The sequence below is a fragment of the Pseudomonas sp. SID14000 genome (genome assembly GCF_002165135.1).
Classification (GTDB): Bacteria; Pseudomonadota; Gammaproteobacteria; order Pseudomonadales; family Pseudomonadaceae; genus Aquipseudomonas.
The window spans coordinates 14798-40922 of sequence record NZ_NFZQ01000013.1 but is presented as its reverse complement, the minus strand read 5'-3'; the positions used below and the strand labels follow the sequence as shown (position 1 = coordinate 40922).

At 62.2% G+C, this 26125-nt stretch carries 27 protein-coding genes; 17 read left to right on the top strand and 10 right to left on the bottom strand.

Annotated elements, in window-relative coordinates; genetic code table 11:
* The first annotated feature begins 14 nt into the window (after positions 1-14).
* Both CAY82_RS19680 and CAY82_RS19675 read left to right on the top strand, forming a co-directional pair.
* Complete coding sequence (locus CAY82_RS19680) at positions 15-908, top strand: NAD(P)-dependent oxidoreductase (protein ID WP_087502703.1); 894 nt, start codon at positions 15-17, stop codon at positions 906-908.
* Complete coding sequence (locus CAY82_RS19675) at positions 905-2116, top strand: MFS transporter (protein WP_087502702.1); 1212 nt, start codon at positions 905-907, stop codon at positions 2114-2116. Before CAY82_RS19680 ends, CAY82_RS19675 begins: the two co-directional genes overlap by 4 nt.
* A 223-nt stretch (positions 2117-2339) precedes the next feature.
* Here CAY82_RS19675 and lpdA read toward each other — a convergent pair whose 3' ends face one another.
* From lpdA to CAY82_RS19655, 4 genes are read right to left on the bottom strand one after another with little or no spacing between them, the layout of a single operon-like run.
* Entirely contained in the window at positions 2340-3719 is a 1380-nt protein-coding gene (gene lpdA, locus CAY82_RS19670; protein WP_087502701.1) for a dihydrolipoyl dehydrogenase, read from the bottom strand.
* Between the two features lie 2 nt (positions 3720-3721).
* Positions 3722-4993, bottom strand: coding sequence for a dihydrolipoamide acetyltransferase family protein (locus CAY82_RS19665; protein WP_087502700.1), 1272 nt, complete (start codon positions 4991-4993; stop codon positions 3722-3724).
* Entirely contained in the window at positions 4994-6052 is a 1059-nt protein-coding gene (locus CAY82_RS19660) for an alpha-ketoacid dehydrogenase subunit beta (RefSeq protein WP_013973637.1), read from the bottom strand.
* A 1-nt stretch (position 6053) separates the two neighbouring features.
* A complete protein-coding gene (locus CAY82_RS19655; protein ID WP_087502699.1) occupies positions 6054-7286 on the bottom strand; it encodes a 3-methyl-2-oxobutanoate dehydrogenase (2-methylpropanoyl-transferring) subunit alpha in 1233 nt (410 codons plus the stop codon).
* Between the two features lie 198 nt (positions 7287-7484).
* Between CAY82_RS19655 and bkdR the strand changes: the two genes are divergently transcribed.
* A complete protein-coding gene (bkdR, locus tag CAY82_RS19650) occupies positions 7485-7970 on the top strand; it encodes a Bkd operon transcriptional regulator BkdR (RefSeq protein WP_012273540.1) in 486 nt (161 codons plus the stop codon).
* 96 nt (positions 7971-8066) lie between these two features.
* On the opposite strand, the gene CAY82_RS19645 is transcribed toward bkdR, so the two are convergent.
* Positions 8067-8648 carry a hypothetical protein gene (locus CAY82_RS19645; RefSeq protein ID WP_087502698.1) on the bottom strand — a complete coding sequence of 194 codons (582 nt, stop codon included), beginning with the start codon at positions 8646-8648 and terminating at the stop codon, positions 8067-8069.
* A 248-nt stretch (positions 8649-8896) separates the two neighbouring features.
* Here CAY82_RS19645 and CAY82_RS19635 point away from each other — a divergent pair, with 248 nt between their 5' ends.
* Complete coding sequence (locus CAY82_RS19635; RefSeq protein ID WP_087502696.1) at positions 8897-10237, top strand: MFS transporter; 1341 nt, start codon at positions 8897-8899, stop codon at positions 10235-10237.
* A gap of 50 nt (positions 10238-10287) precedes the next feature.
* Here the strand turns inward: CAY82_RS19635 and CAY82_RS19630 are convergent, their stop codons facing one another.
* The 5 genes from CAY82_RS19630 to flgA form a co-directional block, all read right to left on the bottom strand.
* On the bottom strand, positions 10288-10866 hold the full coding sequence (locus CAY82_RS19630) for a hypothetical protein (RefSeq protein ID WP_087502695.1): 579 nt from the start codon (positions 10864-10866) through the stop codon (positions 10288-10290).
* 124 nt (positions 10867-10990) lie between these two features.
* A complete protein-coding gene (locus tag CAY82_RS19625; protein ID WP_087502694.1) occupies positions 10991-11734 on the bottom strand; it encodes a flagellar brake protein in 744 nt (247 codons plus the stop codon).
* Positions 11735-11814: 80 nt separating this feature from the next.
* Positions 11815-12282 carry a flagella synthesis protein FlgN gene (locus CAY82_RS19620; RefSeq protein ID WP_087502693.1) on the bottom strand — a complete coding sequence of 156 codons (468 nt, stop codon included), beginning with the start codon at positions 12280-12282 and terminating at the stop codon, positions 11815-11817.
* Between the two features lie 49 nt (positions 12283-12331).
* Entirely contained in the window at positions 12332-12646 is a 315-nt protein-coding gene (gene flgM, locus CAY82_RS19615; RefSeq protein WP_063912863.1) for a flagellar biosynthesis anti-sigma factor FlgM, read from the bottom strand.
* Between the two features lie 164 nt (positions 12647-12810).
* A complete protein-coding gene (gene flgA / locus CAY82_RS19610; RefSeq protein WP_087502692.1) occupies positions 12811-13563 on the bottom strand; it encodes a flagellar basal body P-ring formation chaperone FlgA in 753 nt (250 codons plus the stop codon).
* A gap of 77 nt (positions 13564-13640) precedes the next feature.
* Here flgA and CAY82_RS19605 point away from each other — a divergent pair, with 77 nt between their 5' ends.
* From CAY82_RS19605 to flgK, 13 genes are all read left to right on the top strand, one after another.
* Positions 13641-14570: a chemotaxis protein CheV gene (locus tag CAY82_RS19605; RefSeq protein ID WP_087502691.1), complete on the top strand. Its 930-nt coding sequence runs from the start codon at positions 13641-13643 to the stop codon at positions 14568-14570.
* Between the two features lie 51 nt (positions 14571-14621).
* A complete protein-coding gene (gene cheR, locus CAY82_RS19600) occupies positions 14622-15449 on the top strand; it encodes a protein-glutamate O-methyltransferase CheR (RefSeq protein WP_087502690.1) in 828 nt (275 codons plus the stop codon).
* A 583-nt stretch (positions 15450-16032) separates the two neighbouring features.
* Positions 16033-16443 (top strand): flagellar basal body rod protein FlgB, encoded by a 411-nt coding sequence (gene flgB, locus CAY82_RS19595; protein WP_063912859.1) that lies wholly within the window; start codon positions 16033-16035, stop codon positions 16441-16443.
* A gap of 2 nt (positions 16444-16445) precedes the next feature.
* Entirely contained in the window at positions 16446-16889 is a 444-nt protein-coding gene (gene flgC / locus CAY82_RS19590) for a flagellar basal body rod protein FlgC (protein WP_087502689.1), read from the top strand.
* A 15-nt stretch (positions 16890-16904) separates the two neighbouring features.
* Positions 16905-17609 (top strand): flagellar hook assembly protein FlgD, encoded by a 705-nt coding sequence (gene flgD / locus CAY82_RS19585; protein WP_087502688.1) that lies wholly within the window; start codon positions 16905-16907, stop codon positions 17607-17609.
* Positions 17610-17640: 31 nt separating this feature from the next.
* Positions 17641-18996, top strand: a complete 1356-nt coding sequence (gene flgE / locus CAY82_RS19580) for a flagellar hook protein FlgE (RefSeq protein WP_087502687.1) — start codon at positions 17641-17643, stop codon at positions 18994-18996.
* A 72-nt stretch (positions 18997-19068) separates the two neighbouring features.
* Positions 19069-19254, top strand: a complete 186-nt coding sequence (locus tag CAY82_RS19575; protein ID WP_087502686.1) for a hypothetical protein — start codon at positions 19069-19071, stop codon at positions 19252-19254.
* Between the two features lie 210 nt (positions 19255-19464).
* Complete coding sequence (flgF, locus tag CAY82_RS19570) at positions 19465-20205, top strand: flagellar basal-body rod protein FlgF (protein ID WP_087502685.1); 741 nt, start codon at positions 19465-19467, stop codon at positions 20203-20205.
* 47 nt (positions 20206-20252) lie between these two features.
* Positions 20253-21038: a flagellar basal-body rod protein FlgG gene (gene flgG, locus CAY82_RS19565; RefSeq protein WP_015271239.1), complete on the top strand. Its 786-nt coding sequence runs from the start codon at positions 20253-20255 to the stop codon at positions 21036-21038.
* A gap of 51 nt (positions 21039-21089) precedes the next feature.
* A complete protein-coding gene (gene flgH / locus CAY82_RS19560; protein ID WP_013973620.1) occupies positions 21090-21785 on the top strand; it encodes a flagellar basal body L-ring protein FlgH in 696 nt (231 codons plus the stop codon).
* A gap of 12 nt (positions 21786-21797) precedes the next feature.
* Positions 21798-22907: a flagellar basal body P-ring protein FlgI gene (locus CAY82_RS19555; RefSeq protein WP_063913082.1), complete on the top strand. Its 1110-nt coding sequence runs from the start codon at positions 21798-21800 to the stop codon at positions 22905-22907.
* Positions 22908-22918: 11 nt separating this feature from the next.
* Positions 22919-24073 carry a flagellar assembly peptidoglycan hydrolase FlgJ gene (flgJ, locus tag CAY82_RS19550; protein WP_087502684.1) on the top strand — a complete coding sequence of 385 codons (1155 nt, stop codon included), beginning with the start codon at positions 22919-22921 and terminating at the stop codon, positions 24071-24073.
* A 12-nt stretch (positions 24074-24085) separates the two neighbouring features.
* On the top strand, positions 24086-26116 hold the full coding sequence (gene flgK, locus CAY82_RS19545) for a flagellar hook-associated protein FlgK (protein ID WP_087502683.1): 2031 nt from the start codon (positions 24086-24088) through the stop codon (positions 26114-26116).
* Positions 26117-26125: the final 9 nt, after the last annotated feature.

Here is a 26125-nt window from a genome sequence, read left to right as displayed (position 1 = left end):
AGCAAGGAGTTTCCATGAGCACCGACACATCACCCACCATCGCTGTGCTTGGCACCGGCCTGATCGGTGCCCCGGTTGCACGCAATCTGCGCAAACGCGGATTCACGGTACGCGCCTGGAATCGCACGGCGGCCAAAGCGCACGCACTGACCGCCGACGGCGTCGAAGCCTTCGATAGCCCTGCCGAAGCGGTACAGGGAGCCAGCATCATCGTGACTGTCCTCAAGGACGGCCCCAGCGTGCAGGAGGCAATGCAAGCTGCCGCGCCCGCTTTGCGTCAGGGGGGGATCTGGCTGCAACTGAGCACGGTCGGGATCGAGGGAGCCAATACCCTGACCGCACTGGCCGAGCAGTTTGGCCTGGTGTTCTACGATGCTCCGGTGCAAGGCACTCGGCAGCCGGCGGAAATGGCCCAACTGGTCATCCTTGCATCCGGCCCTGTCGCGCAGCGTGACGCTGTGCAACCCGTCTTCGATGCCATTGGCAAGCGTACCCTATGGGTATCGGAGCAGACGGGCATGAGCAGCCGCTTGAAGCTCGCACTCAACAATTGGGCGTTCGCGCTGACGCACGGGCTGGCCGAAAGCTTGGCACTGGCCAAGGGGCTAGGCGTCGATCCCGCGCTGGTGGTGGATGTGGTCACGGGCGGCCCGATGGACAGCGGCTACTTCCAGGCCAAGGCGGCCGCCATTCTCGCGGACAACTACGCCACCAGCTTTTCCATTGCGAATGCAACCAAGGATGCTCGCCTGGTCGTGGATGCCGCAGGAGTGGCCGGCGTGGAGCTAGATGTGGCGCAGGCCGGGCTATGGCGCTTTGAGCGTGCCTTGGCCGCAGGACACGGCGAGAAGGATATGGCCGCGTCTTATCTCGCTGGCGTGACCCCTGCCGGAACAATAGCCGAATGAGTACTTCTGACAAATATACCGCCGCGTCTGCGTCGCATACCGATGGTTTGCCTGTCGGGAAGCTGCTGGCCTTCACGATGGCGGGTTTTCTCGCCATCATGACCGAAACCATGCCTGCCGGTCTGCTGCCGCAGATCGGGCATGGCCTGGGTGTCTCCGAAGCCTTGGCCGGGCAACTGGTGACGCTGTATGCGCTGGGTTCGGTGCTGGCGGCCATCCCGGTCATCGCCGTGACACGCGGATGGAATCGCCGCCCGCTTTTCCTGCTGGCGATTGGCGGCTTGCTGGTGTTCAACACCATCACTGCCCTGTCCACCCATTACGGGCTGACACTGGCCGCGCGCTTCGTCGCGGGCATGGCCGCTGGCGTGGTGTGGGGACTGCTGGCCGGTTATGCCCGGCGGCTGGTGCCGTCCCGCTTGCAGGGGCGGGCGCTAGCGGTTGCGGGCGTCGGGCAACCCGTCGCGCTGGCGATTGGTGTTCCGCTTGGAACGTGGCTTGGCGCGCTGTTCGACTGGCGCGGCGTGTTCTGGATCATGTCGGCCCTGTCATTGCTGCTGTTCGTATGGGTGCGGTTGTTGGTGCCTGATTTCGCGGGTCAGTCTGCCGGGCAACGGTTGCCCATCCGGCGTGTTTTCACGATGCCGGGCATTCGCCCGGTGCTGTTGGCGCTGTTTGCCTGGATACTGGCGCACAACACCCTCTACACCTACATCGCGCCTTATCTGGCTTCCGTGGGGCTGGGGTCGCGTGTCGATGCGGTGCTGCTGTTGTTCGGTGTGGCGTCCATTGCGGGTATCTGGTTCACCGGCCTGCTGGTGGATCGCTGCCTGCGTATGCTCACCCTGTTGAGCCTTGCCGTGTTCACCGTCGCTGCTTTGGCGCTTGGTTTTGCGGGTGGTTCCATTGTCGCTGTTCTCATCGGTGTAGCCGCCTGGGGCTTGACCTTTGGCGGTGCGCCGACGCTGCTGCAAACCGCACTGGCGGATGTGGCGGGTGACGCGGCGGACGTGGCGCAGTCCATGCTGGTGACGGTCTTCAATCTGGCTGTCGCCGGTGGCGGCGTGGTCGGCGGCGTATTGCTGGAGCGCCAAGGGGCGGCCTCGTTACCGTGGGCTTTGGTAGTGCTGGCGTTGCTGGCGCTAGCCGTAGCGTGGTCGGCCAGGACGCATGGGTTCCGGCCCGGCCATCGGGTCGCGGTGGCCTGACGGGATGCATCCATGAGTAAGGCGGCGATGCACTCGCCCGGTGTGTCACGCAGCAAGCCGTCGGCCGGCAACGATGACGCCTCGGCGCGGCCCGATTCCGGGAAGCCTCATGGGAGCCTTCGGCGGGGACGACGCGTCAGGTTCCGAGGCGTCATCGTGAAATGAAAAAAGACCCGCGGCGCCTGGGGCGCAGCGGGCCAAATCGGCCTCGGCCGCTTCAGTGTCAGATATGCAGGGCGTGCCCCAGGGCGCGCAGTGCCGCTTCCTGTACCGCCTCACCCAGTGTCGGGTGGGCATGGATGGTACCGGCCACATCCTCCAGGCACGCGCCCATCTCCAGCGACTGGGCAAACGCCGTCGACAACTCGGAAACCGCTACGCCAACCGCCTGCCAACCCAGGATCAGATGGTTGTCACGGCGCGCCACCACGCGCACGAAACCGCTTTTCGATTCCAGGCTCATGGCTCGCCCGTTGGCGGCGAACGGGAACTGCGCGACGATGCAGTCCAGCCCTTGCTGGCTGGCCTGCTCCGGGGTCTTGCCGACCACCACCACTTCCGGGTCGGTGAAACACACCGCGGCAATCGCACTGGGTTCGAAACGGCGTGCTTTGCCGGCGATGATCTCGGCGACCATCTCGCCCTGGGCCATGGCCCGGTGCGCCAGCATCGGTTCGCCGGCCACGTCGCCGATGGCCCAGACGTTGCGCATGCTGGTCTGGCAGCGCTCGTCGATGGCGACGGCAGCGCCGTTCATCTTCAGGTCCAGGCACTCCAGGTTGAAACCTTGCGTGCGCGGCCGACGGCCCACGGCCACCAGCACCTGGTCGGCTTCCAGGCGCAGTTGCACGCCTTGACCATCACGTGCCAGCAGGCAGCCGTCTTCGTAACCTTCGACGCTATGGCCCAGGTGCAGGGCAATGCCCAGCTTTTTCAGCGATTCGGCCACCGGGGCAGTCAGCTCGCTGTCGTAGGTTGGCAGGATGCGCTCGCGCGCTTCCACCACGCTGACCCGTGCGCCCAGCTTGCGATAGGCAATGCCCAGCTCCAGGCCGATATAGCCGCCGCCCACCACCACCAGGTGCTGCGGCAGGGTTTTCGGCGCCAGGGCTTCGGTCGAGGAAATGATCGGCCCGCCCAGCGGCAGCATCGGCAGTTCGACACTGCTGGAGCCAGTGGCCAGCAACAGGTGCTCGCACTGGATACGCTGGCCATCGACCTCGACCTGCTTGCCGTCGAGGACCTTCGCCCAACCATGGATCACCTTGACCCCGTGCTTCTTAAGCAGGGCGGCAACGCCGCTGGTCAGGCGGTCGACGATGCCATCCTTCCAGGCCACGCTCTGGCCGATGTCCAGGCGCGGCGAGGCGACGCTGATGCCCAGCTCCGACGGCCCGGCAAAGCGCGAGGTCTGGTGGAATTGCTCGGCCACGTGGATCAGTGCCTTGGACGGGATGCAGCCGATGTTCAGGCAGGTACCGCCCAGTGCCTGGCCTTCCACCAGCACTGTGGGGATGCCCAGTTGCCCGGCGCGGATGGCTGCCACGTAGCCGCCAGGGCCGCCGCCGATGATCAACAGGGTAGTCTGTATGGTCTGTTGCATGCTTACTCCACGAACAGGCAGGCGGGTTGTTCGAGCAGGCCGCGCACGGCCTGGATGAACAGCGCGGCGTCCATGCCATCGACCACGCGGTGGTCGAACGAGCTGGACAGGTTCATCATCTTGCGTACGACGATCTGGCCGTCGATCACCACCGGCCGCTCGACCATGCGGTTGACGCCGACGATCGCCACTTCCGGGGTGTTGACCACCGGCGTGCTGACGATGCCGCCCAGGGCGCCCAGGCTGGTCAAGGTGATGGTCGAACCGGACAGCTCATCGCGGCTGGCTTTGTTGTTGCGGGCAGCGTTGGCCAGGCGGGCGATTTCGCCGGCATTGCTCCACAAGCTGCCTGCCTCGGCATGGCGCAGCACTGGCACCATCAGACCGTTGTCACCCTGGGTGGCGATGCCCACATGCACCGCGCCATGGCGGGTGATGACCTGGGCTTCGTCGTCATAGGTGGCGTTGATCTGCGGGAAGTCGCGCAGTGCCACGACCAGGGCGCGCACCAGGAACGGCAGCAGGGTCAGCTTACCGCGGCTGTCGCCGTGCTTGCTGTTGAGTTGCTGACGCAGGGCTTCCAGGGCGGTGACGTCGATTTCTTCCACATAGCTGAAGTGCGCGACCCGGCGCTTGGCGTCCTGCATGCGTTGGGCGATCTTGCGGCGCAGGCCGATCACCGGCACCTGTTCGCTGTCGGTGCGCTTGGCATAGCCGTTCGGCGCTTGCCCGGCAGCGCTCTGCGGCTTGCTCATGAAGGCGTCTAGGTCTTCGTGCAGGATGCGCCCAGCCGGGCCGCTACCATGCACGTAACGCAGTTCGATACCGGCATCCAGGGCGCGCTTGCGCACTGCCGGCGAGGCCAGCGGCTTGTCGCCTGGCTGGCGCGGCACGATGGGCGCTGCCTGGTGGTTGGCAGGGGCCTGGCATGCAGCCGGTTTTACTTCTGTCTGCACCGGCGGCTTGTCGGCCACGGGGGCAGCCGGGGCTTCGGCCGGCTTGGGCTGCGGCACATCCACGTGGTTGCCGCTGCCTTCCACTTCGATGCGGATCAGCTCGCTGCCGACCGCCATCACTTCACCGGGCTGGCCGCCCAGGGCCAGCACCTTGCCGCTCACCGGCGAAGGGATTTCCACGGTGGCCTTGTCGGTCATGACATCGGCTACCACCTGGTCTTCGGCGATCATGTCGCCGACTTTGACGAACCACTCGACCAACTCGACCTGCGCGATGCCTTCGCCAATGTCCGGCATCTTGATGACGTGCGTGCCCATTCAGACCTCCATGACCTTTTTCAATGCCGCACCTACCCGCGAAGGCCCTGGGAAGTAAGCCCATTCCTGTGCGTGAGGGTAGGGGGTATCCCAGCCGGTGACGCGCTCGATCGGCGCCTCCAGGTGGTGGAAGCAGTGTTCCTGCACCAACGACACCAGTTCGGCGCCGAAGCCGCAGGTACGGGTGGCCTCGTGTACCACCACGCAGCGGCCGGTCTTTTTCACCGACTCGACGATAGTGTCCAGGTCCAGCGGCCACAGGCTGCGCAGGTCGATCACCTCGGCGTCGACGCCGGTTTCTTCGGCGGCCACCTGGGCCACGTACACCGTGGTGCCGTAGGTCAGCACGGTCACGTCATTGCCGGGGCGGGTAATGGCCGCCTTGTCCAGCGGCACGCTGTAGTAACCATCGGGCACGGCGCTTTGCGGGTGCTTCGACCACGGGGTGACAGGGCGGTCGTGGTGGCCGTCGAACGGGCCGTTGTACAGGCGCTTGGGTTCGAGGAAGATCACCGGGTCGTCGCATTCGATCGAGGCGATCAGCAGGCCCTTGGCGTCATACGGGTTGGACGGCATGACAGTGCGCAGGCCGCACACCTGGGTGAACATCGCCTCCGGACTCTGGCTGTGGGTCTGGCCGCCATAGATCCCGCCACCGCAGGGCATGCGCAGGGTCAGGGGGGCGATGAACTCGCCGGCCGAACGGTAACGCAGGCGCGCCATCTCGGAAACGATCTGGTCGGAGGCCGGGTAGAAGTAGTCGGCGAACTGGATTTCCACCACCGGGCGCAGGCCGTAGGCACCCATGCCCACGGCGGTGCCGACGATGCCGCTCTCGGAGATCGGCGCGTCGAACACGCGAGACTTGCCGTACTTGTTCTGCAGGCCTTCGGTGCAGCGGAACACGCCGCCAAAGTAACCGACGTCCTGGCCGTAGATCACCACATTGTCGTCGCGCTCGAGCATGACATCCATGGCCGAGCGCAGGGCCTGGATCATGGTCATGGTAGTGGTGGCCATGGCGGTTTCCGGGTTGATGCTGTTGTTGTGGTCGTTCATCTCAAACCCCCAGTTCCTGGCGTTGACGGCGCAGGTGGTCGGGCATTTCCTTGTACACGTCCTCGAACATCGAGGCGGCACTCGGGATGTGACCATTGGCCAGGGTGCCGTACTGCTCGGCTTCTTTCTGTGCGGCGATTACCGCGGCTTCGAACTCGGCAGTGGTGGCCTGGTGCTCTTCCTCGGACCAGTGGCCGATCTTGATCAGGTGCTGCTTCAGGCGGGCGATCGGGTCGCCGAGCGGGAAGTGGCTCCAGTCATCGGCCGGGCGGTACTTGGACGGGTCGTCCGAGGTCGAGTGCGGGCCGGCACGGTAGGTGACCCACTCGATCAGGCAGGGGCCCAGGCCACGACGGGCTCGTTCGGCGGCCCAGCGCGAGGCAGCGTACACAGCGACGAAGTCGTTGCCGTCTACCCGCAGCGAGGCGATGCCGCAACCCACGCCACGGCCGGCGAAGGTGGTCGACTCACCACCAGCGATGGCCTGGAAGGTGGAGATCGCCCACTGGTTGTTGACCACGTTGAGGATCACCGGGGCGCGGTAGACGTGGGCGAAGGTGAGGGCGGTGTGGAAGTCCGATTCGGCGGTGGCGCCGTCGCCGATCCACGCCGAGGCGATCTTGGTATCGCCCTTGATCGCCGAGGCCATGGCCCAGCCGACCGCCTGTACGAACTGGGTCGCCAGGTTGCCGCTGATGGTGAAGAAACCGGCCTCGCGTACCGAATACATGATTGGCAGTTGGCGGCCCTTGAGCGGGTCACGCTCGTTGGATAGCAACTGGCATATCATATCGACCAGCGACACGTCGCGGGCCATCAGGATGCTTTGCTGGCGGTAGGTGGGGAAGCACATGTCGGTGCGGTTCAGCGCCAGGGCCTGGCCGCTGCCGATGGCTTCTTCACCCAGGCTCTGCATGTAGAAGGACATCTTCTTCTGGCGCTGGGCGACCACCATGCGGCTGTCGAAAATCCGCGTCTTGAGCATGGCTCGCATGCCCTGGCGGAGGATTTGCGGATCGATGTCCTCGGCCCATGGGCCTTGCGCGTTGCCTTGCTCGTCGAGCACGCGGACCAGGCTGTAGGCCAGGTCGGCGGTGTCGGCAGCATCGACATCGACAGGAGGTTTACGGACTTGTCCTGCATCGTTCAGGCGCAGGTAGGAGAAATCTGTCTGGCAGCCTGGCCGGCCGGTGGGCTCGGGCACATGCAAACGCAGGGGGGCGTACTCGTTCATGCTTTTTACGCTCGCTCGGGTATTTGTTTTTGTGAGCTTTGAAGCGGCCGCCGCTGAGTACCGGCTTGTGACTGGTAAGTCAGCGTCCTCTACATCTTAGTGGTCCGGCAGGAGAATTTTTCTCTCAAGTTGATTGCCTTTGGCGAGCGGGGCAGATAAACATTCCGCATAAACACAAAAAACCGGTGATTTTGTCTCATGCGCAAACTCGATCGTACCGATATCGGCATTCTCAACAGCCTGCAGGAAAATGCCCGCATCACCAACGCCGAGCTGGCACGCTCGGTGAACCTGTCGCCCACGCCCTGTTTCAACCGGGTGCGGGCCATGGAGGAGCTGGGGGTGATCCGCCAGCAAGTGACCTTGTTGTCACCTGAAGCGCTGGGGCTGGATGTGAACGTGTTCATCCACGTGAGCCTGGAGAAGCAGGTGGAGCAGTCGCTGCACCGCTTCGAGGAAGAGATCGCCGAGCGGCCCGAGGTGATGGAGTGCTACCTGATGACCGGTGATCCGGACTACCTGTTGCGGGTGCTGCTGCCCAGCATCCAGGCGCTGGAACGGTTTCTCGATTACCTGACGCGGCTGCCAGGGGTGGCCAACATTCGGTCGAGCTTTGCCTTGAAGCAGGTGCGCTACAAGACGGCTTTGCCGTTGCCGGCCAATGGCATGACCTTGCGGGAATAGGTGTAGCCTGGCTGATGATTGGCGGTAGCAATGCCTCTTTGGTTCTGAGAGGCAGGGCACCTTCTGGCAGGGCCTTCGCAGGTGTGATGCTGGGTGTCAGGCTAGCCGGATGTTCTTCAGGTAGAACGTGAGTATTTGTCCCGGCGTTGCGCTTGCATTCAAAAAACTGTCAAAGGTAAGGGACAGGTCTGTGGATGCATCTTCAGGCCTTGTCGATGCAACACGATGGCCGTGTTTGTCACGCAGGTAGAACGGAATTTCTTCAGCGCTCCGCAGGTCGCCGTCCCAGTCATCGAATGCATCGATCTTCCAGTAGTCGCCAAGGCCTGCCAGTTGCGGCTTGAAGTTCGCCACGGCATCCGTGACTCTGCCTATGACGCCTGTCCCATACAGGCCGAGCCAGCCTCTCGGATTTTGCTCAAGCCTCGCGCCCGCGAATTTCCAGTGGTTGTTGCATGAGATGTAGTAGAGGTCTCGTCCCTTCTCCGATTTGATGTAGGTGAAATCAAACGCGATACGTACGATCTCGTCCCGCGCATGCTTATTTCGGTGATTATCGACGCACAACCAGCCATCCTCATCCAGCCATGTGAATGGGTGTTGCCCGATGGATGATTCTGCGACTACCACTCGGCCTGCATGGGTATGCAGTTCGGCGGTGAAATCAGCTTTGATCATGTAAACCTCCTGTCTCAATTGATCCCGGGATGGGTAGAGGCAAGCTAACCCTTCGGTTGTTGAACAATGAGATGGAAACGCTTGGAGCGCAGCTTGGGCCCATGAGGCAAGTGCATGATCACGACATGACCGACACTGGACGCGCCCTTGATTCACGATTTGTCAGGCAGGGGACTGCGCCGCAGCAATTTTGCTTTTATGCTTGGCTGCAACCCATCGCCACCTGACCCGGGAGCCGCAAGGGACCTATGCGAAATATATGGAAGCCGTTTCAGTCGTTGTATTTCGCCGCGCTGATGATGTTGATCGGCTCGGGCCTTCTCAGTACTTACCTGGCCCTGCGCCTGGCAGCTGATCATGTCGACAGCCTGTGGGTGGGTGCCTTGATGGCAGCCAACTACTTTGGCCTGGCGGTAGGCGGCAAGGTGGGCCACCGGCTGATTGGCCGGGTAGGCCACATTCGTGCCTATGCCACTTGCGCCGGCATCGTCGGCGCGGCTGTGCTCGGCCATGGCCTGACCAGCTGGTTGCCGGCCTGGGTCGGGCTGCGGATGATCGTCGGCCTGGGGATGATGTGCCAGTACATGGTCATCGAGAGCTGGCTGAACGAGCAGGCCGACGTGAAGCACCGCGGCGCGGTGTTCAGCGGCTACATGATCGCCTCGTACCTTGGGCTGGTGCTCGGTCAACTGATCCTGGTGGTGCACCCACAGCTTGGCCTGGAGCTGCTGATGCTGGTGGCCATGTGTTTCACCTTGTGCCTGGTACCGGTCGCCATGACCCGGCGCATTCACCCGGCGCCGTTGCGCCCGGCCCCGATGGAGCCGAAGTTCTTCATCAGGCGAGTGCCGCAGTCGCTCAGCACGGTGCTGGGTTCGGGGCTGATCGTCGGCTCGTTCTATGGCCTGGCGCCTTTGTATGCCTCCAGTCAGGGCATGACTACCGAGCAGGTCGGTCTGTTCATGGGTAGCTGCATTTTTGCCGGCCTGCTGGTGCAATGGCCACTGGGCTGGTTGTCTGACCGCTACGATCGCGCAGTGCTGATCCGCAGCGTGGCCGTGGGGTTGGCGCTGGCCTCGGCGCCGCTGGCGATGCTGCCCAGCGTGCCGCTGGAGTTGCTGTTCGGCATAGGCTTCGTGATTTCGTTGCTGCAGTTCTGCCTGTACCCGCTGGCGGTGGCGTTTTCCAACGACCATGTTGAAAGCGAACGGCGGGTTTCGCTGACCGCGATGCTGCTGGTGACCTACGGCGTGGGCGCGTGTATCGGGCCGCTAGCCGCAGGCGTGCTGATGAAGGTGCTGGGCCCGCAGATGCTGTATGCCTTCTTCGTGTTCTTTGCCCTGGTGCTGGTGTGGCGCATTCGTCCGAAGGCGGTCACCGGGCTGCACCAGGTGCAGGATGCACCTTTGGGGCACGTAGCCATGCCGGCTGCCGGCTCACCACTGTCGGCAGCGCTGGATCCACGGGTGGATGAGCAGACGGTACAGGACGTGATGCAAGCCCCGGTGGCGGCGGAGGATACCGAGGACGAGCCAGCGCAGAAGGATGAGCAGGCCAGGCCCCATGCCGAGGCCAACCCTTCGGTCTGAACGCAGGTTGCCCGCGCGCGAGGGCGGTTCTCGCGGCGGGCGCGCGTCGGTCAGGCTGGCTGGATGTTCTTCAGTTTGAACACCAGGATTTCACCCTCTTTGCTACTGGCATTCAGAAACCAATAGTGGCGCTTGACCTTGTCGCGGGTATAGACGGATTTGGCCAGCGCCACCCGGTAGCCGTCGATGTCCCGCAGGTAGAATGGTACGTCTTCGGCAGTCTCCAGTTGGCCGTCCCAGGGTTCCAGGGTTTCGATCTTCCATTGCCCTTTGCCCTGGTAGGCCTCCTCTATGACATCCGATGGCAGGGCGCTGGCGAAGACCCTGCCAAGGATATGCGTTGCATAGAGGCCTATCCAGCCGTTCCTGTTGCGCTGCAAGCTCGAGCCAAAGTACTCCCAGGTTTGGGCTCCATTGATTGCATAGTGAATGCGATCACCTTTGTGTTTCAGAAAGCGGAACATGAAGGTGATCGGCTTGAAGCTTGGGGTGTCACCCCGTTGGTGCTCGGTGCACAACCAGCCGTCCTGGTCGAGGGAGAACAGGGGGTGGACATAGAGAGGTGTTTCTACTACTCCTACCCGGCCATGCTGGCAGTGGAGTTCGGCAGTGAAATTGGCGTGAATCATGATGGGCTCCTGTGGGCGGTTGCGTCAGGTGCAAGACACTAAGCAGCCAAGGAGCCATCGGTAAGCCGGAAACCCGCCACGCTCAGGCAGCGGTTCGCTTCGCGAGCGCGGGTTGGGCCTGCGCTCAATAGTCGTCTTTGTCGAACCGGCGCGCCTCGCGCTGCAGCTGGTAGACAAAACTCTCGACCTTGCGCTGCGCCTGCCCGCTGAGGTTGTGGAAGCGCACCCCGGCAAAGGTGGTGTTGATTCGCTCTTCATAGTGCAGGTGGCGTAGCTCGACCATGGTATCGACCAGGCCTAGCGGGTTGCCCGCCTTGAAGCGTTCGTACACTTGGCCCAGTTGCAGGCGATCCTCGACATTGCCTTCGAAGCGCAGTTTGCAGCCGGTGGCGGAGATGTCCAGCAGCTTGCCACGCAGGGCGCCGTTGCCCTTGAGGTGGGTACCATCGAGGATGATATCGACCAGTTGCGACAGCTTCAGCGCGGCGCGAAAGGCGTTGCGGCGCTGGTGGTAGGTCATCTCCTGGGGCATGGCGCCGCGGTAGCAGCGGTGGCCGTCGACTTCGCTGATCTTCAACTCGTGGTTGCAGTCCCAGGCGATGCGCACGCCATCGTGGAAGCCTTCGACGCGGAAGTGTTCGCCATTCTCGATGAATTTCTCACCGTCGCGGGGGATCATCTCGTCCAGTGCCAGCGTGTTGCTTTCTCGGTCTACGTGCACCACGTAGCTCTGGAAGCGCTGGCTGCGGTCATGGAAGGTGATGATCAGGGGGTCGTGGCTTTCCTGCAGCTGCCGCAAGTTGGCCGCAATCTCCAAAGGGGTGTTCAGCACCTTTGGTGGCTGCGGGGCATCGGATTCATTGAACACGGCTTATCGTTCTCCAGGCAAAAGCGACACACACAAGTAACGGCATTTTGCCAGTATGTTCCGTGCCTTGATAGAAAAAATCACACTTGGCTGAGGGCCCGTGGCTTGGCCAGCGGCGAGGTGCTGCCGCGGCTGTCGTAGAGCGACGGAGAATCACCGCCCATGAGGATCCGGATCTGGTTGTTGGTGACGTGTTGCTGTACCTGGATGATCCGGCCATTGGTCTCGTTGAGTTGCTGGCAGGCCTGCATCAACTGGCTGATCACATCGAGTTGCTGCAGCAGCAGCTCACCGTTCGGCGATTGTGCCGCCACGGCCTCTACTCCGGCGCGATCAGGGCTCAGGCCAAGGCTGGTAAGCAGGTTGTTGCGTCGCAGACCTTGCTGCTCCAGCAGCACGATCAAAGATTGCTTGCGGGCCAGGATCTGCTCCAGCAGCGGCATGTCGCGGCCATGCAGGGCGATCGCTTCCTTTTGCAGAAGGTCCAGCAGTTCCTGCATCGGGGCAATGTCATCTTCGATCAGTTGCAGCAAGGTGGTGTCGTGCATGGCTAACTCTTGGCTTTTTTGGCGTCCGTGAAGTCAGCGCGCCGAACGGTCAGCGCTGGGCTTCGAAATCAAGCAGTTTGCTGGCGACCCGGCCGGCATCGACCTGGTAGCTGCCGTCGGCGATCGCCTGTTTCAACTGGGCCACACGGGCACTGTTGACCACCGGCTCGTCGCGCAGCTTGTCGCTGATCTTCTGCAACTGCTGGGCCTCTTGGCTGAGGTGTACCGCTTCTCCGCTGGCGCTGGTGGCGGTTGCCGCTTCCTGGCTGGCTGCCGGTTTTTCGGCGCTGCCGGGCGCGGTATTGCCGCGTACGCCGCCCGTGACGGACGGAGAGTTATTCAAACGACTGAAGTCGATGACCATGATCAGAAACCTCTGGGTATTTGGACGCTTGCCTTGTTTTCGGCCAACCCGAAAGAAACTTTAGGCACAAATGCATAGCCGCCTGTCAGCAAGCTCGCGAACCCGTTTTCTGACACAGTTTAGGAAAAGCGGTTCCTTACCGCCAGCGCAAATCCATGGGCTGGCTACATACTTACCTCGACTTGGCCGGGGCCGGTAACCCTGGCCTTGACCACCCGTTTGGAATTGAGGTTGCGGACCCGGATCTGCTCGCTCAGGCCGCCCTTGCTCAGGGCTTCGCCGGGCATGCGCACGCTCAGGCTGCCACTGCGGGCGATGATCACCACGTGGTCGCCCTTGCGTACCACCTCGGCCTGTTCCAGGTGTTGCGGGGTGAGGACCTGGTCGATCACCGTGGGGCGCAGCATCTTCATGCCCACCGCTTGTTCCAGTTCGGTCAGGAAACCTTGGCCCAGGGTGCCGACATCGCGCTCGCGCAGGGCCACGTCGCCTTCGCCCACCACGTTGTCGCGCTTGAGCGGGCGAGTCACCACCACCACGTCGCGGAACAGCCGCACGGTGGCCGGCACGAACACGGTCCACGGTGCCGTGCCTTCGCAGCGCACCTTTACCGTGACGCGCCCCAGCGGCTGGGCCGGGCTTTCCAGTGAGGCGTCCAGTTGCTGGCTGCACAACGGCATGCGCAGGCGTGGGTCGAGCGGGTTGACCTGGATTTCGTAGCGGCCGGCTGTCTGGGTGGTGGCCAGGTAATCTTCAACGCTGAATTCAAGAAACCCTTGGGTGACACCGATAAGCTGTTCAGGCAAGGTAAACGCGTCCGCTGCCGTGCGAACGCCGGGCACCAGCAGGCACAGCATGGCCAGTGAGCCAGTCAGCAGGCGCGTCAATCGTCGGAAAAATGTCGTTTTCGTGTACATGGCGCTCAAAAAAGCAAAGCCCGTGCCGACTCTCTACCTGAGTTGCAACGAAAGGCTGAAACATAAAGGAGTCTGGCATGGCAGGTGTGATGGATTCGGTCAACCAGCGCACGCAACTGGTGGGGCAGAATCGCCTGGAATTGCTGCTGTTCCGCCTCAATGGTGAACAGCTCTACGGCATCAACGTATTCAAGGTCAGGGAAGTGCTGCAATGCCCTGCGCTGACCCTGCTGCCCAAGGCGCACCCGGTGGTGCGCGGTGTTGCCAATATTCGCGGGGCGACCATCCCGATCCTCGACTTGTCGATGGCCACCGGGTTGCGGCCACTGCAGGAAGATACGCGCAACAGCTTCGTGATCATCACCGAGTACAACACCAAGACCCAGGGCTTCCTGGTGCACTCGGTGGAGCGCATCGTCAACATGAACTGGGAAGAGATCCATCCGCCACCCAAGGGCACCGGCCGCGACCACTACCTGACCGCGGTTACCCGGGTGGACAACCGCATGGTCGAGATCATCGATGTGGAGAAGGTGCTGGCCGAAGTGGCGCCGTCGTCCGAGTCGGTGTCGGACGGGGTGATCGATGCCGAGGTGCAGGACAAGGCCGTGCTGCTGCGGGTGCTCACTGTTGACGATTCGTCGGTGGCGCGCAAGCAGGTCAGCCGCTGCCTGCAGACCGTGGGGGTCGAGGTGGTGGCGCTCAATGACGGTCGTCAGGCCCTGAACTACCTGCGCCAGCTGGTGGACGAGGGCAAGAAGCCGGAAGAAGAGTTCCTGATGATGATCTCGGACATTGAAATGCCGGAAATGGATGGCTATACGCTAACGGCTGAGATCCGCAGCGATCCTCGTATGCAAAAATTGCACATCTGCCTGCATACTTCGCTTTCCGGGGTGTTCAACCAGGCGATGGTCAAGAAGGTCGGTGCCGATGACTTCCTGGCCAAGTTCAAGCCGGACGACCTGGCCCAGCGGGTGGTCGACCGGATCAAGGCAACGCATTGAAGCCGCCGGGGGCAGGTCCCCGGCACCAGTGATTGAAAAGAGGCGGCAGTAGTGTCTACGGGTAATTTGGATTTCGAACAGTTCCGGGTATTCCTGGAGAAAGCCTGTGGCATCCTGCTGGGCGAGAATAAGCAGTACCTGGTTTCCAGCCGTCTCAACAAGCTGATGGAGCAACAGGGCATCAAGAGCCTGGGCGAGTTGGTGCAGCGCATCCAGGTCCAGCCGCGTGGCGGCTTGCGCGAGCAGGTGGTCGATGCCATGACCACCAACGAGACCCTGTGGTTTCGCGATACCTACCCGTTCGAGGTGCTGAAGAACAAGGTCATCCCCGAGTTCATTCGCAACAATCCCGGCCAGCGCCTGCGCATGTGGTCGGCGGCCTGTTCGTCGGGGCAGGAGCCGTATTCCATCTCGATGGCTGTCGACGAGTTCGAGCGCAGCAACCTCGGCCAGTTGAAGATGGGGGCGCAGATCGTTGCCACCGACCTGTCCGGCACCATGCTGACCAACTGCAAGACCGGCGAATACGACAGCCTGGCGATTGCCCGTGGCCTATCCCAGGAGCGCCTGCAGCGCTACTTCGACACCAAGGGGCCGGGGCGCTGGGCGGTAAAACCGGCGATTCGCAGCCGCGTCGAGTTCCGCGCCTTCAACCTGCTCGACAGCTACGCCAGCCTGGGCAAGTTCGATGTGGTGTTCTGCCGCAACGTGCTGATCTACTTCTCGGCGCAGGTGAAGAAGGACATCCTGTTGCGTATCCACAGCACCTTGAAGCCGGGTGGGTATCTGTTCCTCGGGGCTTCCGAGGCGCTGAATGGGCTGCCGGACCATTACCAGATGGTGCAGTGCAGCCCGGGGATCATCTACCAGGCGAAGTAGGGGCGGGGTCAAGGTTTGTTGCGTCTGTGAGATCGAGCGCCGCCCGCGCGGCGCTTCGCGAGTGTTCGCCTTGACGCTTTCTGCGCCTGTGAAATCGAGCGCCGCCCGCGCGGCGCTTCGCGGGACAAGCCCGCTCCCACATCTGTTGCAACGTGCCGAACCTGTCAGGCCATGGTTGCCAGCCTTGGTGGGTTGACTAGATTTCTGAGTTGGCATTGCTGCTGCATCATCTGTCTCAAGCCATGCATTCAGGCTGACAACGCCTATCTCACAGGCATGGCCACGTTGCAACAAATGTGGGAGCGGGCTTGTCCCGCGAAGCGCCGCGCGGGCGGCGCTCGATCTCATAGGCGCAACACCTCTATCGCAAAACACTGACGTCAATTTTTTGTTTTGCCGCTTTTGCCGCCCGGCAATTGCCGCTTTCGCCACCCAAGGCGGAAGGCCTTTGCCGCTTTTCTGGCATCACTCTGACAGCATCTCGCCCTGCAAGCCCGTATTTCCGGGCTTTTCGTTGGTTGGCACAGCCCTTGCTATACCTTGCTCAACGATATTCCGGTCAACCTCCGAAGGTTTCCCCGACATGAGCATCAGCTTCGACAAGGCGCTTGGTATTCACGAAAAGGCCCTGGGCTTCCGCGCCCAGCGCGCCGAAGTGCTGGCCAACAACATCGCCAACGCCGACACGCCCAACTACAAGGCGCGCGACATGGACTTCGCCTCGGTGCTCGCTGCCGAAAGCGACAAGCAGCAGAGCGGTGGCCGCTTCAGTCTCGAGCGTACCAATAGCCGCCATATCGAGGCCGAGGGCCTGGCCATGGCTGACGATACCCTCAAGTACCGCACGCCAACGCAGCCGTCGATCGACCAGAACACCGTGGATGCGCAGATCGAGCAGTCGAACTATACCGAAAACGCCGTCGGCTTCCAGGCCAGCTTCACCTTGCTCAACAGTAAATTCAAAGGGCTGGTTTCGGCCCTGCGGGGAGAATGACCATGTCCCTTTCCAGTGTCTTCAACATTGCCGGTAGCGGCATGAGTGCGCAGAACACGCGCCTGAACACCGTTGCTTCCAACATTGCCAACGCCGAGACCGTGTCCTCGAGCATCGACCAGACCTATCGCGCTCGCCACCCGGTGTTCGCCACTACCTTTCAGGACGCGCAGGCCGGCAGCAGCCAGTCGCTGTTCGAAGACCAGGGCGAAGCAGGGCAGGGCGTGCAGGTAAAAGGCATCGTCGAGGACCAGAGCAACCTGGAGGCCCGTTACGAGCCCAATCACCCGGCGGCGAACAAGGACGGCTACGTCTACTACCCGAACGTTAACGTGGTCGAGGAGATGGCTGACATGATCTCTGCCAGTCGCGCGTTTCAGACTAACGCCGAGCTGATGAATACGGCCAAGGCCATGATGCAGAAAGTCCTGACCCTCGGTCAGTGATAAGGAAACCAGACCATGGCAATCGATACCAACGGTGTGAACCTCAACGACGTGCTCGCGGCGTCGGGTGTAGGTACCAGTACGAAGAAGACCACGGACACCGCATCCAAGACCGGTAGCGACTCGCTCGGCAAGGACGCTTTCCTGCAGTTGCTGGTCACCCAGATGCAGCACCAGAACCCGCTGGACCCGCAGGACAATGGTGAGTTCGTTGCCCAGTTGGCGCAGTTCAGTAGCCTGGAAGGCATTACCTCGCTGAACGAATCGGTCAACTCCATCACCAGCGCCATGGCCTCGTCCCAGGCTCTGCAGGCGTCGTCGCTGGTCGGGCGTTCAGTGGTGGTGCAGAACGACAAGGCAGTGGTCGATACCGCCGAAAGCTTCAATGCGCAGTTCGTCGTGCCGCAAGCCATCGGCGAAGCGAAGATCACCATCAAGGACAAGGACGGCAATACCGTCAAGACCATCGAGCTGGGCGAACAGAAAGCCGGCTACGCCGATTTCATCTGGGACGGTACCAACAATAGTGGCGAGAAAGTCGACCCTGGTACCTATACCTTCACTGCCAGCACCACGGTGGATGGCAAGTCGGTGCAGATGAACACGCTGTTGCCAGCCAAGGTGACCAGCGTCAGTTTCAGTGCTGCCGGCGAAATGGTGCTCAACCTCGCCGGCGTTGGCAAAGTGTCCCTCTCCGACGTGCAAACCATTGGTATCTAAGGCCCGCTAGAGCGGCAAAAGGAGCGAGTTCATGTCTTTCAATATCGGCCTTAGCGGTCTGTACGCAGCAAACAAGCAACTGGATGTCACCGGCAATAACATCGCCAACGTCAACACCAACGGCTTCAAGTCGTCGCGTGCCGAGTTCGCCGATGTCTATGCAGGCTCCAACCGCCTGGGCGTGGGCAAGAACCAGGTGGGTAACGGTGTGCGCCTGGCGGCCATTTCCCAGCAGTTCACCCAGGGTGACGTCAACACCACCGGCAACGTGCTGGACATGGGGATTCAGGGGCAGGGCTTCTTCGTGCTGTCCGATAACGGCTCGCGTGTCTACACCCGTGCGGGTGCTTTCCAGGCCAGCAAGGACAACTTCGTGGTTACCGCGGACGGGCTGCGCCTGCAGGGCTATGCCGCTGACTCGACTGGCAAGATCCAGAGGGGTGTGCTGACCGATCTGCAGATCGATACGTCGGCCCTGCAGCCAAAGGCAACTTCCCTGATCGACCAGGGCATCAACCTGAACTCTTCGGCTGCCGACATCCCGCTGGAAGTGGACGATGGTACGGGTACGTTGGTGCCGAACCTGCCGTTCGATCCTTCCGATCAGACGACTTACACCAAGTCTTTCCCGACCAAGGTGTATGACAGCCAGGGTAACGAGCACACCATGGAGCAGTTCTATCGCAAGACTGGCACCAATGAGTGGACCATGTACACCCTGGTGGACGGGCGCAACCCGTTCGACCCGGCCTCCACTGTGCCGCTGACCGGCACCATCAGCTTCAACAGCGATGGTTCGGTCAGCAGCATGACTGCCGATAACACCGGGCACCCGGCAGGCGCTTCGTTCACGGTGAACAACAACACCTTCACCATGACCGGCTGGGTTCCGGCGGTGGAGGACTCTGCAGGTAACTGGGCGTCGAATGGTGCGGCGGGCAATGCCGATGGCATGCGCCTGGCGATGAACAGCACCACCTCCTACAACACCGAGACCGCGCGCATGTCGCAGTCCCAGGACGGCTACGCGACCGGTATTCTGTCGAGCCTGAGCATCGACTCGACGGGTGTGCTGTTCGCCAGCTTCAGCAACCAGCAATCCCGCGCCATTGGCCAGGTGGCCCTGGCCAGCTTTGCCAATGAGCAGGGCCTGCAGCAGATCGGTGGTACCCGCTGGACTGAAACCTACACGTCCGGCATTCCGGGCATCGATTCGCCGAAGACCGGGACCTTGGGGGCCATCGAGTCCAATGCACTGGAGGGTTCGAACGTGAACCTGACGCAGGAGCTGGTAGAGCTGATCAAGGCGCAGAGCAACTACCAGGCGAATGCCAAGACCATTTCGACCGAAAGTACCATCATGCAGACCATCATTCAGATGACCTGATGGTCGCTGGCTGAGCGTATGCAGGCGAACCCCTTTGTCGTGAAGGGGTTCGTCGTCGTTGCCGGAGGGATCATGAAAAGGCTGTTTGTTGCATCGATTGCTGCTTTCTGCCTGTACCAGGCCCAGGCCGGTACCGCGCCCTGGTGGCGCTGGGAAAGCCAGGTGGATGGGCGCCTGGTCTGCTCGCAATGGCCGCCGGGAGATGGCTGGAAGAAGTTTGCCGGCCCCTACAGCAATGGTGGTTGCCGCGAGCCTTGATGAAGGCTGTACCGGCCCTTTCGCGGGTACAAGTTTGCCGCCATCGGCAACCCGGCGCCGGATAACCGGCGTTCGCGACTTGAGCAAAGCCTCTGAAAGCCCGTATCCACGGGCTTTTTCATGATTTTGGAAAGTTGGTTCGGAACTTGCTTTGTAGCTCGCATAGCAACGGCGAGCGGCAAGCGACCGCCAGTGCAATGGAGGATGACTGTGGACAAGATGCTTTACGTGGCCATGACCGGCGCCAGCCAGAATGCGCTGGCGCAGAAGGCGCACGCCAACAACCTGGCGAACATTTCCACTAACGGTTTTCAGCGAGACCTGGAGCAGGCCCGCTCGATGCCGGTGTTCGGCGACAGCTTTCCGTCGCGCGCCTTTGCCATGACTGAACGCCCGGCCACTGACTACAGTGAAGGCCCGATGGTCGAGACCGGCCGCGACCTGGATGTGGCGGTGACCGGCAAGGGCTTCATTGCCGTGCAGGCGCCAGATGGCAGCGAAGCCTACGTACGCACCGGTAGCCTGAACATCGATGCCCTCGGTGTACTGCGTGCTGGCAACGGTATGCCGGTGATCGGTAACGGCGGCCCCATTGCGATTCCGCCTGAGCAAAAAGTCGAAGTTGGCGCCGATGGCACCATCAGCATCCGCTCCATGGGGGAAGATCCGCGAGTGATGGCTGAAGTTGACCGCATCAAGCTGGTCAACCCCGATACCAAGGGCCTGACCAAGGGCCTGGATGGCCTGATCCATACCCGCGACGGCCAGCCGGCAGCTGCCGACGTCAATGTGCGGGTGGTGTCGGGCTTCCTGGAAGGCAGCAATGTCAACGCCGTGGAAGAAATGACCTCGGTGCTGGCGCTGTCCCGTCAATTCGAACTGCACGTCAAGATGATGAACGCGGCCAAGGAAGGCGACGAAGCCATGGCGCGTGTTTTGCAAATCGGCTAATCACTTTTGAACGGGTGCCGTAAAACAGGCGCACGAGGAGAACTTACATGCTTCCGGCTCTTTGGGTCGCTAAAACCGGTCTGTCCGCCCAGGACACCAACCTGACGGTCATCTCCAACAACCTGGCCAACGTCTCGACCACCGGCTTCAAGCGTGATCGCGCCGAGTTCCAGGACCTGCTGTACCAGATCAAACGCCAGCCAGGCGCGCAGTCCACCCAGGACAGCGAGCTGCCTTCGGGCCTGCAGGTCGGTACTGGTGTGCGCATTGTCGGCACCCAGAAGAACTTCCAGACTGGCAGCCTGCAAACCACGGAAAACCCGCTGGACATGGCGGTGAACGGTCGTGGTTTTTTCCAGGTGCTGCAGCCGGATGGCACCGTTTCTTACACCCGTGACGGTACCTTCCACCTGAACTCCGACGGCCAGATCGTCACCGCCAACGGCTTCGCCCTGGAGCCTGCCATCGTCGTGCCGAACGACGCGCAGACTTTCACTGTCGGTCAGGACGGCACCGTGTCGATTACCACCGCCGGCAACCCGGCAGCGCAGGTGATCGGCAACATCCAGACCGCCGACTTCATCAACCCGGCCGGCCTGCAGGCGATTGGCGACAACCTGTTCCTCGAAACCGCCGCCAGTGGCGCGCCACAAGTCGGCACCCCGGGCCTGAACGGTTTCGGCACCACCCTGCAACAGACCCTGGAAAACTCCAACGTCAGCACCGTGGAAGAGCTGGTGAACATGATCACCACCCAGCGAGCCTACGAGATGAACTCCAAGGTCATTTCCACCGCCGACCAGATGCTGTCGTTCGTTACTCAACAGCTCTAAAGCAGGCAGCTCCAAGCCCAGTCACTCTGGTGTATCCGTGAGGTAAGCGTCATGAATCGTCTGTTGTCCGTTTTCGCCCTGGGGGGGGCGGTGTTGCTGGCAGGTTGCGTCGCGCCGACGCCCAAGCCCAACGACCCGTACTACGCGCCGGTACTGCCGCGCACCCCGTTGCCGGCAGCGGCCAACAACGGTTCGATCTACCAGGCCGGTTTCGAGCAGAACCTGTACAGCGACCGTAAGGCGTTCCGGGTGGGTGACATCATCACCATCACCCTCAACGAGCGTACGTCGGCCAGCAAGAACGCCGGCTCGCAGATCCAGAAAAACAGCAACGCGAACATCGGCCTGACCTCGTTGTTCGGCAGCACGCCGAGCACCAACAATCCGTTCGGCAGCGGTGACCTGTCGCTGGAAGCCGGCTACAGCGGCGAGCGCGCGACCAAGGGCGACAGCAAGGCTACCCAGGGCAACACCCTGACCGGTTCCATCACCGTGACCGTGGCCGAAGTGCTGCCCAACGGCATCATCGCCGTGCGCGGCGAGAAGTGGCTGACCCTGAACACCGGTGAAGAACTGGTACGCATTGCCGGCATGATCCGCGCCGACGACATCGCCACGGACAACACCGTGCCGTCCACCCGTGTGGCCGACGCACGTATCACCTATTCCGGTACCGGCTCGTTCGCCGATGCCAGCCAGCCCGGGTGGCTGGACCGCTTCTTCATCAGCCCGCTTTGGCCTTTCTGAGTACGGATGACCATGTTCAACCTGAGGCAGCTGATTGCCGCAACCCTGCTCCTGTCCTGTGCCTTCGGCGCCCAGGCCGAGCGCCTGAAGGACATTGCCAGCATTTCTGGCGTGCGCTCCAACCAGCTGATCGGTTACGGCCTGGTGGTGGGGCTCAATGGTACGGGTGACCAGACCACCCAGACGCCGTTTACCCTGCAGACCTTCAACAACATGCTGTCGCAGTTCGGCATCAAGGTGCCGGCCGGCTCCGGCAACGTGCAGTTGAAGAACGTCGCGGCAGTGTCGGTGCATGCCGACCTGCCGGCGTTCGCCAAGCCAGGCCAGGTGGTCGACATTACGGTGTCCTCGATCGGTAACTCCAAGAGCCTGCGCGGTGGCAGCCTGCTGATGACCCCGCTCAAAGGTATCGACGGCAACGTCTATGCCGTGGCCCAGGGTAACCTGGTGGTGGGCGGCTTCGATGCCGAGGGCCGTGATGGTTCGAAGATCACTGTCAACGTTCCGTCGGCCGGTCGTATCCCTGGCGGTGCTACCGTCGAACGTGCAGTACCGAGCGGTTTCAACCAGGGCAACAGCCTGACCCTGAACCTCAACCGCCCCGACTTCACCACCGCCAAGCGCATCGTCGACAAGGTCAATGACCTGCTCGGCCCAGGCGTGGCCCAGGCCGTGGACGGCGGTTCGGTGCGAGTCACTGCGCCGATGGACCCGAGCCAGCGCGTGGATTACCTGTCGATCCTCGAGAACCTCGAAATCGACCCGGGCCAGGCGGTGGCGAAGGTCATCATCAACTCGCGTACCGGCACCATTGTCATCGGCCAGAACGTCAAGGTGTCGCCGGCCGCGGTGACCCACGGCAGCCTGACCGTGACCATTACCGAAGACCCGATCGTCAGCCAGCCGGGGCCGTTCTCCAATGGTCAGACCGCCGTGGTGCCGCGCTCGCGGGTCAATGCCGAGCAGGAAGCCAAGCCGATGTTCAAGTTCGGCCCGGGCACCACGCTGGATGAAATCGTCCGCGCGGTGAACCAGGTGGGCGCAGCGCCCAGCGACCTGATGGCCATCCTCGAAGCCCTGAAACAGGCCGGCGCCTTGCAGGCCGACCTGATCGTGATCTGAGGACGGCGCGGATGAGCAGCAAAAGCCTGGTTTCCGGCAGTGCCGACAGCGGTGCCTATACCGACCTCAATCGCCTGAGCGCGCTCAAGCATGGCGACCGTGACAGCGATGCCAACGTGCGCAAGGTGGCCCAGGAGTTCGAGTCGCTTTTCATCAGCGAAATGCTCAAGGCCTCGCGCAAGGCCAGCGACGTGCTGGCCGACGACAACCCGATGAACACCGAGACGGTGAAGCAGTACCGTGACATGTATGACCAGCAGTTGGCCGTAAGCATGTCCCGCGAGGGCGGCGGTATCGGGCTGCAGGACGTGCTGGTGCGCCAGCTGTCGAAGAACAAGAGCGCGCCGGTCAACACCAGCCCGTTCCCCCGTATCGAGGGCAATGCGCCGACACTGTGGGGCAACAAGGTGGCCGAGCCCGTGCACGCCGTCCAGGCGGTCGCCACCCGCAACGATGTCGCCGCACTGAATTCGCGGCGTTTGGCGCTGCCGAGCAAGCTCACCGACCGCCTGCTGGCTGGCATCGTGCCGTCGGCGGCCAGCGCCAATACCGCAGCCGTGCCTGCCCGGGACGGCCAGCAAGTGGCCAAGGCCTTCGCCGTGCCGGACAACGGCCTGCGCATCCTCGGGCGCGCCGTGGCCCAGCCACCGCTGGCACCGAAAAAGGCATTTGCCGACAGCGACGAATTCGTCGCCACCATGCTGCCGATGGCCGAGCAGGCCGCCAAGCGCATCGGAATCGACCCACGCTACCTGGTGGCGCAGGCCGCCCTGGAAACTGGCTGGGGCAAGTCGGTCATGCGTAACACCGATGGCAGCAGCAGCCACAACCTGTTCGGTATCAAGGCAACCGGCAACTGGGAGGGCGGTGAGGCGCGGGCAATCACCAGCGAATTCCGCGATGGTCAGTTCGTCAAGGAGACGGCGGCGTTCCGCTCCTACGACTCTTATCAGGACAGCTTCCACGACCTGGTCAGCCTGTTACAGAACAATTCGCGCTATCAAGATGCGGTGAAGGCCGCCGATAAACCAGAGCAGTTCGTGCAAGAGTTGCAAAAGGCCGGGTACGCCACCGACCCGAATTACGCCAGCAAGATCTCGCAGATCGCAAGACAGATGAAGTCGTACGAGCACTACGCAATGCTCGGTACCGCAACGAAACTTTAAGGGCATGGAACCATGGCGAGTCTGATCAACATTGGTATGTCGGGGCTTGGCGCCGCGCAATCGGGGATGTACACCCTCGGTAACAACATCGCCAACGCCGACGTCGAAAGCTACTCGCGCCAGCAGAACGTGCAGAAGACCAAGGGCGGGCAGCAGGTCGGCCAGGTCTTCATCGGCAGCGGTACCACACTGGCCGATGTGCGCCGGGTGTACAACGCGTTCCTCGAGAACCAGCTGCGCAGCACCACCTCGCTGAGCAGCGATGCCAGCTCGTACCTGAATCAGATCACGCCACTGGACACCGCCCTGTCGAGCAGCGACACCGGTATCACTGCAGCCCTGAAAAGCTTCTTCAGCGCCATGCAGGATGCTGCGGCCAAGCCGACCGAGGACGCCTCGCGCCAACTGCTGCTGACCAGCGCGCAGTCCCTGGCCAAGCGCTTCAACACCCTGTCGTCGCAGCTCAATCAGCAGAACAGCAACATCAACGCCAACATGGTGTCGATCGCCGATCAGGTGAACAGCCTGACCAAGACCATCGCTGATCTCAACGACCAGATTTCCCGCGTCAGTTCCATCTCCGGCCAGCCCAACGACCTGCTCGACCAGCGCGATGGCGCTGTGCGTGAGCTGAGCAAGCTGATCGGCACCGATGTGGTGGAGCGTGAAGGCAACTACGACATCTACCTGAAAAATGGCCAGGCCCTGGTGTTGGGCAAGACCACCCAGACCCTGGGTGTGGAGCCAAGTGCTACCGACCCGACCCGCATGAGCCTGATCCTCAACCGTGGCTCGACCAAGATGGATATCACCAGCAGCGCCAGCGGTGGCGAGCTCGGTGGCCTGATCCGCTACCGCAAGGAAACCCTCGACCCCGCGCTCAACGAGTTGGGGCGCGTCTCCCTGGTGGTAGCCGATGCGATCAACAGCCAATTGGCCCAAGGCATCGACAAGAACGGTGACTTCGGTGCCACCCTGTTCGGTGACATCAACAGCGCCGCGGCCATCAGCCAGCGCAGTATTGCCAAGACCGGCAACAGCGCCGGTTCCGGCAACCTCGATGTGACCATCAAGGACACCGGCAAGCTGAGCACCAGCGACTACCAGGTGACGTTCACCAGCGCCACTGGCTACAGCGTGCGCAAGTTGCCTGAAGGCACCGACATGGGCAGTTTCGACCTCACCGATACGCCGCCTCCGGTGATCGATGGTTTCACCCTGTCGCTCAATGGTGGTGGCCTGAGTGCTGGCGACAGCTTCAAGATCACCCCGACCCGCAATGCGGCCGCAGGCATCGAGACTGTCCTTACCGACCCCAAGCGCCTGGCCCTGGCTTCGCCGCTGACCGCTACCAGTGGTTCGGGCAACAAAGGTACCGGCGTGATCACCCAGCCGACGCTGACCTCGGAGATGGACATCTACGATGCCGCCCAGCGTTCGCAACTGCAGACCGGCCTGAAATATTCAACCCCGGTCAAGCTGGTGTTCGGCGACGACACCAGCTCGCCCCAGGCCTACAAGATGTACGACGCCAAGGGCACCGAGATCGGCAGCGGCACCATCGTGCCGGGCCAGGAGAACAAGCTGCAGCTGTCGGTGCCGATGGTCGATGGCAGCGGTAACCCGCTGGGCGGCAATTTCACCTTCGAGATGAGCGTTTCCGGCGCACCGAAGAATGGCGACAGCTATACCGTGGCGTTGTCCGGCGCAGGCTCGGCGGACAACCGCAACGCCCTGTCGGTGATCGACCTGCAGACCAAATCCACGGTCGAGGTTGGCGCCAACGGCAAGGGCATCAGCTTCACCGATGCCTACGCCAAGCTGGTCTCCAACGTCGGCGGCAAAGCTGGTCAGGCGCAGATGGACAGCGACGCGACCAGTGCACTGCACACGTCTGCACTGGACAGCCGCAACGGCCTGTCGGGTGTGTCGGTCGATGAAGAAACCGGCAACCTGATCAAGTTCCAGCAGTACTACACCGCGTCGTCGCAGATCATCAAGGCGGCCCAGGAAACCTTCGCCACCCTGATCAACAGTCTTTAAGGAGCCGTA

Coding starts and splice junctions, on each gene's coding strand:
- bkdR (WP_012273540.1), top strand. CDS start 7,485: ATGCGCAAACTCGATCGTACCGATATCGGCATTCTCAACAGCCTGCAG.
- CAY82_RS19630 (WP_087502695.1), bottom strand. CDS start 10,866: ATGATTCACGCCAATTTCACTGCCGAACTCCACTGCCAGCATGGCCGG.
- CAY82_RS19645 (WP_087502698.1), bottom strand. CDS start 8,648: ATGATCAAAGCTGATTTCACCGCCGAACTGCATACCCATGCAGGCCGA.
- lpdA (WP_087502701.1), bottom strand. CDS start 3,719: ATGCAACAGACCATACAGACTACCCTGTTGATCATCGGCGGCGGCCCT.
- CAY82_RS19680 (WP_087502703.1), top strand. CDS start 15: ATGAGCACCGACACATCACCCACCATCGCTGTGCTTGGCACCGGCCTG.
- CAY82_RS19675 (WP_087502702.1), top strand. CDS start 905: ATGAGTACTTCTGACAAATATACCGCCGCGTCTGCGTCGCATACCGAT.
- flgB (WP_063912859.1), top strand. CDS start 16,033: ATGAGCATCAGCTTCGACAAGGCGCTTGGTATTCACGAAAAGGCCCTG.
- flgK (WP_087502683.1), top strand. CDS start 24,086: ATGGCGAGTCTGATCAACATTGGTATGTCGGGGCTTGGCGCCGCGCAA.
- CAY82_RS19555 (WP_063913082.1), top strand. CDS start 21,798: ATGTTCAACCTGAGGCAGCTGATTGCCGCAACCCTGCTCCTGTCCTGT.
- flgG (WP_015271239.1), top strand. CDS start 20,253: ATGCTTCCGGCTCTTTGGGTCGCTAAAACCGGTCTGTCCGCCCAGGAC.
- CAY82_RS19660 (WP_013973637.1), bottom strand. CDS start 6,052: ATGAACGACCACAACAACAGCATCAACCCGGAAACCGCCATGGCCACC.
- CAY82_RS19620 (WP_087502693.1), bottom strand. CDS start 12,282: ATGCACGACACCACCTTGCTGCAACTGATCGAAGATGACATTGCCCCG.
- flgE (WP_087502687.1), top strand. CDS start 17,641: ATGTCTTTCAATATCGGCCTTAGCGGTCTGTACGCAGCAAACAAGCAA.
- CAY82_RS19575 (WP_087502686.1), top strand. CDS start 19,069: ATGAAAAGGCTGTTTGTTGCATCGATTGCTGCTTTCTGCCTGTACCAG.
- CAY82_RS19605 (WP_087502691.1), top strand. CDS start 13,641: ATGGCAGGTGTGATGGATTCGGTCAACCAGCGCACGCAACTGGTGGGG.
- flgH (WP_013973620.1), top strand. CDS start 21,090: ATGAATCGTCTGTTGTCCGTTTTCGCCCTGGGGGGGGCGGTGTTGCTG.
- flgD (WP_087502688.1), top strand. CDS start 16,905: ATGGCAATCGATACCAACGGTGTGAACCTCAACGACGTGCTCGCGGCG.
- flgM (WP_063912863.1), bottom strand. CDS start 12,646: ATGGTCATCGACTTCAGTCGTTTGAATAACTCTCCGTCCGTCACGGGC.
- flgJ (WP_087502684.1), top strand. CDS start 22,919: ATGAGCAGCAAAAGCCTGGTTTCCGGCAGTGCCGACAGCGGTGCCTAT.
- CAY82_RS19655 (WP_087502699.1), bottom strand. CDS start 7,286: ATGAACGAGTACGCCCCCCTGCGTTTGCATGTGCCCGAGCCCACCGGC.
- flgA (WP_087502692.1), bottom strand. CDS start 13,563: ATGTACACGAAAACGACATTTTTCCGACGATTGACGCGCCTGCTGACT.
- CAY82_RS19635 (WP_087502696.1), top strand. CDS start 8,897: ATGCGAAATATATGGAAGCCGTTTCAGTCGTTGTATTTCGCCGCGCTG.
- flgC (WP_087502689.1), top strand. CDS start 16,446: ATGTCCCTTTCCAGTGTCTTCAACATTGCCGGTAGCGGCATGAGTGCG.
- CAY82_RS19665 (WP_087502700.1), bottom strand. CDS start 4,993: ATGGGCACGCACGTCATCAAGATGCCGGACATTGGCGAAGGCATCGCG.